The 919-nt window shown below is 71.3% G+C and carries 1 protein-coding gene; it reads left to right on the forward strand.

From position 1 onward, the window contains the following. The coding region (locus MJ785_RS21890; RefSeq protein WP_239382769.1) for an ISAs1 family transposase at window positions 1-888 on the forward strand (888 nt) is incomplete at its 5' end. Between the last annotated feature and the right edge of the window lie 31 nt (window positions 889-919).

Here is a 919-nt window from a genome sequence, read left to right on the forward strand (position 1 = left end):
TCGCAGGGGTCCGCCCGGGCGCGGGCCGGCGGCCCGGCGGCGCGCCGGGCGCTCGCGGTTGACGGGAAGACCATCCGTGGCGCGGCCGGCGCGGACGGGATCGCCCCGCACCTGCTCGCCGCGGTCACCCACGGCCACGGGGTCGTGCTCGCCGAGCACGAGATCGGCGCGAAGACCAACGAGGTCGGCTGTTTCGCCCCGCTGCTGCGCGAGTTGCACGCCTACCAGCCGCTGACCGGCTGGGTGATCACCTGTGACGCGCTGCATACCGTGAGGGCGCACGCCGAGCTGATCGTCGCCGAGCTCGGCGCGCACTTCGTGTTCACCGTCAAGGGCAACACCGCCGCCCTCGCCGACGACTGCCGCCGCGCGGCCGACTGGACCCGCGTCAGGGCCGGCCACACCGCCGAGGGCCGCGCGCACGGCCGGCACGAGAAACGCACGATCCAGCTCGCGGACGCCAGCGACCAGGTCCGCGCCCGTCACCCGCACGCCCGCACCGTCGCCCGCATCCGCCGCCACGTCACCCGCACCGTGACCAAAGGGAAAGGAACCAGACGGGTCACGAAGAAGATCCCGACCGTGGTCACCGTCCACGTGATCACCAGCCTCGCGAGGAGCGAGGTCAGCGCCGCCGAACTCGCCGGCTACATCCAGGGACATTGGACTGTGGAGAACCGAGTCCACTGGGTCCGCGATGTGACGTTCCGTGAAGACGCCTCGACGGTACGGACCGGCCCGCTGCCCCGCGTCATGGCCACACTGCGTAACCTCGCGATCGGGCTGATCCGCCTCGCCGGCCACACCCGGATCGCCCCCACCATCCGCAACATCCGCCACGACACGGCACTGCTCATCGAGATCATCGGCCTCAAAAACCCCGCTTGACCAGCATCAACGACTTTGCAGCACGCCCTGG

Origin of the sequence: Protofrankia sp. CiT1 (genome assembly GCF_917627335.1) — a bacterium.
In the GTDB taxonomy this organism is placed as follows: Bacteria; Actinomycetota; Actinomycetes; order Frankiales; family Frankiaceae; genus Protofrankia.